2 protein-coding genes are annotated in these 4,889 nt (G+C 73.6%); both read right to left on the bottom strand.

What is annotated here, in order from left to right:
• Positions 1-903: 903 nt before the first annotated feature.
• Complete coding sequence (locus AB0I68_RS38710) at positions 904-3,318, bottom strand: HEAT repeat domain-containing protein (RefSeq protein ID WP_363182139.1); 2,415 nt, start codon at positions 3,316-3,318, stop codon at positions 904-906.
• 121 nt (positions 3,319-3,439) lie between these two features.
• On the bottom strand, positions 3,440-4,858 hold the full coding sequence (locus tag AB0I68_RS38705; RefSeq protein WP_363182140.1) for a hypothetical protein: 1,419 nt from the start codon (positions 4,856-4,858) through the stop codon (positions 3,440-3,442).
• Positions 4,859-4,889: the final 31 nt, after the last annotated feature.

Below are 4,889 nucleotides of genomic sequence, written 5' to 3'. Positions count from 1 at the left end.
GGGATCGCGGTTGCTTGACCGGAGACCACCTCACTATCGATGTCCTGCGGTACCCGGGCTCAGACTTCCGCCCGGGCGATCCTGATGGCGCTCGGCTCCTCCGTTCTTCCCTCTGGATCAATCACTTACCAAACGGGAACTGCGTACTGCTGATACTGCGAACTGCTTGTACTGCTGGTGTTGCGTACTGCTGGTGGCCTCTCACAGCGCCACTTCGGCAGCCAGCCCCGTCGCCCATCCTGCGTCTGCTCTGGCTTAGAACCCCACTGCCGAACCTCCCGGGGCGCGCGCCCGCAGCCGACGCCTTCACCGAGGTACTGCTCACTTACTTCACTGCTGGGTCATGCGAACTGCACCTACGGGTACCGCATCTGCCATGACAGCGGTCCCGCTCCGGCGACCCCTGATCACTGCGGGCCACCCGGTCCGGTCACCAGTCCCGTCGCCGTCCTGCAACCAACCTGGCTTCGAAACTCCGTCACCGCACCGTCCTGCGACTGCAACTGCGGGTACTGCGGTCCTGCTGCCCGGCAGTTCGTCTCTGCCGGGCCCTTCGATCTCTTCGGGCTACGAGAGAAACCATAGCCAGACCACGGCCTAATGTCTACTCCGGCCAACATAGATTTCCGAGCATTCGGCGATGAGGTAGTCGACCTCGAACAGCGACACCGAAAGGCTCAGGGGCGGCCTTCGCCGGGTCGCCCGCCACAGGCAGGGGCACAAGCAGAGGCACCCCCCGATCTCCCCACGGGAAAGCGGAAACTCCACTCCCGGACGGGGGACCGGGAGTGGGGTCACGGGAGCCGGACGCATCTGACGTCCGGCTCCCGTTCCGCGTTTCCCGGGGCCACCGTCACAGGCCGAACCGGCATCGGGCCGACGGCTCGGCCCTCCCGTACGGGTTCACGGTGAGCCCAGCAGATGCCGGGCGGCGGCCCCCGTCTCCTCGTCCTCGTCCCTCGGGGCCCGGTCCCGCAGTACCGCGGCGGTCCGCGGACTCGACGCCCACCCCAGGGCCAGCATGTGGAGGACCTTGCGCCGCACCTTCGGATCCGGTTCCGCGACAGCCCGTTCCCCGACCAGCGCCTCCCCCTCCTCGTCGCCTGCCCGGACCACCCACCAGCGCAGCGCCGCAAACCTGCACTCGGGCGCCGGGTCGGCCTCCGCGCACCGGCGCAACAGCGCGTGCACGTCCGGATGCCCGGCCCAGCGCCGGCCCAGCGACCGGATGGCCTCGTCACGGGTGTGCTCGACGGGATGGCCCGCGGCCGCGCGTTCCAGCACCTCGCGGACGTCGTCCCGGTGCGCCCAGTAGCGGCCCAGGGCACTCAGCACGGTGCTCTGGCAGTGGTGCGCGGTGTCGGAGGCGACGCGCATCACGTACGTGCCGACATCCGCGCGGTCGGTCCACCTCTTCGTCAGCACCTTCAGTGCGGCGCTGCCGACGAGCCAGTCGTCGGCAGCGCGGGTTGCGACCCGCATCAGCACGGCGCGCACGTCCTCGTGGTCGGGCCAGCGGTCCTCCAGGACGTCGAGCACGGTCGAGCAGGTGACGCGGTCCGGGTGGTCGGCGGCGGCGAGGAGCAGTTCGTGGACGTCGCGCCGGCCGGGCCAGTGCTCCACCAGAGCGCACAGGACGGTCGCGTAGGTGTACGGGTCGCGCTCCTCCGCGCAGAGCCGGACGAGCAGGTCGCGGATCTCCGGCCGGCCGGCCCAGCACCGGGCCAGTACGCGCAGGGCCTCTTGCCTGACGCCCTCCTGCCCGGTGTCCTCGCGCGAAGCGGCGGCGGGGGCCGTGCAGCGGATCAGGACCTCGCCGACGTCGTCGTGCCCCGGGTAGCAGTCGCCCAGAACCTGCACGGCGGTACGCCGCACCACGGGGTCGCCGTCCTTGACGGCCCGGTGGAGGATGGCCTCCAGGACACCCTCGTGGCCCGGCCAGTAAGCCCCCAGCTCCCGGACGGCGGTCGAGCGCGCCTGCGGCCAGGGATCCGTGGCACCGCGCACCAGCACGTCGCGGACGGCGGTGTGTCCCGGCCCCTGCCTGCCCAACACCCCCAGCGCCGTGGCCCGTACGTCGCCGTGCGGTGAGTCCGCGGCCCGCCGGATCACGAGCTCGCGGACCCCGGTGTTGCCCGGGACCTGGTCGCCGAGGTGCCAGACGGCGGACCTGCACAGCTCAGGTTCGCCGTCGTCGGCCACGCACCGGGTCAGGAAATCGAGAACCTCCGGGTGCCCGCGGACGCACCGGGCGAGCACCTTCAGCGCCGTGCTCCGGGTGTCATCGGCCTCGTCCTCACGGGCCCGTCGGATGAGCAGGGCGCGAACGGCCTCCTCGTCGGACCACCGCCGGCCGAGGAGGCGCAGCGCATCGCTGCGGACGAACTGGTGGCCGTCGCCCACGGCGGCGGCCATGACCAGGTCCCGGACGGCCGGGTCGGCGGGCCGTCCCGCGGCGAGGGCCTCGAGCGAGGCGGACCGGCTGCGGCGGGCGGGGTCCTCGGTGGCGCGGCCGGTCAGGAAGGCACGGACGTCCTCTCGGTCCGCCCACAACGCGCCGAGCACCTTCAGGGCCATGGGGCGGACCTTGTCGTTCCGGTCGCCCGTGGCCTCGCGGACGACCAGCGCACGGGCCTCGTCGTCGGGGCGGCGGCGGCCGCGCTCGTGGAGGAGGAGGGTGCGGTCGCCGCTGTGGTAGCTGCCGCGGCCCAGAGCGCTCAACTCGTCCTCGTCGAGCCGGAAACAGAAGGCCAGGAGACCGGCGGGCTCGTCGCTCACGGAGAACTGGCCGCTCAGCCGGTACCAGCGCAGGTAGCGCTCGCGCCCGGCCCAGTACCGGCCGAACGAGGCCAGCGCCGAGCCCGCTTCGGCGAGCAGCCACGGACCCTTGGAACCACGTACGTCGAGGGCCGCGGTCACGGCGTCGACGACTGCGGCGCTGCGGTTCGCCGGCACCCCGCTCCCGCGGGTCTCGGCCAGTGCCCGCAGGGCCAGTACCACGTGGCTCGCGTCGTCCGGGTCGGTGCGCCGGGCGTGGAGGTCGAGGAGCCGGTCGACGGCGGCCGTCGCGTCCGCGGCGTTCGCTGCGCCCACGTGCCCGATGAGCAGGAGCAGCACCTCGTGCCACGCCGGATCGGCGGCCCGGACGGCGACGACCTGCTCGATCAGCTCCTCGGCCGTCCACTCCCCTTCTTTCTGGTAGCGGTGGGCGATGTCCGCCGCCGCCAGGTGTTCGAGGAAGGCCCGGTGGACGAATCCGTAGACTTCGCCGCCGTAGCGGGACAGGATGAAGTTGCGCTCGTGCAGCTGCGTGACCATGGCCCGGGCGGCGGCCGTGGCGTGGAGCGGTGCCAGCTTGCAGGGCTCGAGATGGTCGCGGAAGACCCGAACGAGTGATCACCCGATCACCCAACACCTTCTGACGCGCGTGTTCGGCCAATCACGGGGTCAGCCTCGCAGTTCCCCGAGCCCCTGATGGTGAGACCGTGTAGACCTTCCCGTAGGCCCGGAGGGTTTCGGCCGGGTCGGCGGGGCGGCCTCGCAGGGCGGCGTCCAGGAAGGCGAGGGTGGCTCCGGCGACGACGCGCGGGCTCTCGGTGCGGCCCAGGGTGCCGACGATCGAGGGTACCGGCGGCAGGTAGAGCGGGCCGTCCATGAAGGTGAGGTGCCCGGCGCCGGGGACGGCAAGCCGGTAGCTCGTCGCGGTGCTGTGCTCGAGGGCGTCGGTGAGGCGGGGCAGGTAGCGCGGGTCGGTGCCGGCGGTGATCTCCTGGGTGAGCGCGAGCGCCGGCTGCGCGAGGGCGGGCGCGGTGGGGCCGTGGGGGTAGCCGTCCAGGTCGACGACGGCGTCGAACCGGCGGTCCTGCCGGGCCGCCTGCAGGGCGGCGGCACCGCCCAGGGAGTGGCCGGCCACCGCGGCGCGGCCGGTGTCCAGGCGTCCGGTCAGCGGGTCGGCGGTCTCGCCCCGGTCCAGCCGTTCCAGCTGGGTGAGGACGAAGCCGAGGTCGGCGGCCCGGACGGCGGTCCAGCCCGCCGCCAGCTCCTCGTCCCGGTCCCGGTCCCCGCTGGAGGCGGTCGTGGCGCGGATCGTGCGGCCGTCGGCGAGGACGACGACGGCGGAGTCGTACGGGTGGTCGAGGGCGGCGACCAGGTAGCCGTGGCTGGCCAGCTCCTCCGCCCAGGCGGTGTTCTGGGTCCGCACCCCGCCCGACCCCGGGGAGAACAGGACGACCGGGAACCGTTCTCCCCCACCGGCCACCGGGGCGTCGACGACCGCACGGCTGCGAGCCCGCGGGACGCCGTCGACCAGGAAGCCGGGCAGGCCGACCCCGTCGGCGAGGGCCTCGGCGACGGTGCGCGCCTCCTGCTCCGTACGTCCCAGGTACTGGGCCCGCTGGATGCCGGCGGGGCTCTTCTGCGCGGGGTACCAGAGCTGGGCCACGACCGTGCGCCGGTCGTCCGGATCGGCGGTGAAGCTCTCGGGGCGGAGCGGGTCGGTCCACTGCACCACCCGGGTGCCGACCGCGAAGCCGCCCGACGGCTCGGGGAACTCGGGCACGGGGAAGGCCCAGGCCGCCACCGGGCCAATGGCGATCAGGCCGGCGCAGGCCAGCGATCCCGGCAGGGCCAGCCACCAGCGGGCCCGCCACGCCGGTCGGCCGGTACGGCGTCGCAGCGGGGGCGGGAGGGCGAACGCCGACGCTAGGGCGGCGCCGGCCAGGACCGGCAGCAGCTGCCAGCGGATCCCCACCACGCCCAGCACGGTCGCGGACGCCACGAGCACCGCCCCCGCCCCGATCGTGACGGGCCGGCGGGCGGCCGGGGGGGGGGGCGGGCCCGAGGGGGGCCCGGGGAGCAGGTTTCACGCCCCCCCCCGCCCCAACGAGGGG

It is taken from the genome of Streptomyces sp. NPDC050448, from assembly GCF_040655295.1.
Taxonomy (GTDB): domain Bacteria; phylum Actinomycetota; class Actinomycetes; order Streptomycetales; family Streptomycetaceae; genus Streptomyces.
This window is presented reverse-complemented; position numbering and strand designations above follow the sequence as displayed.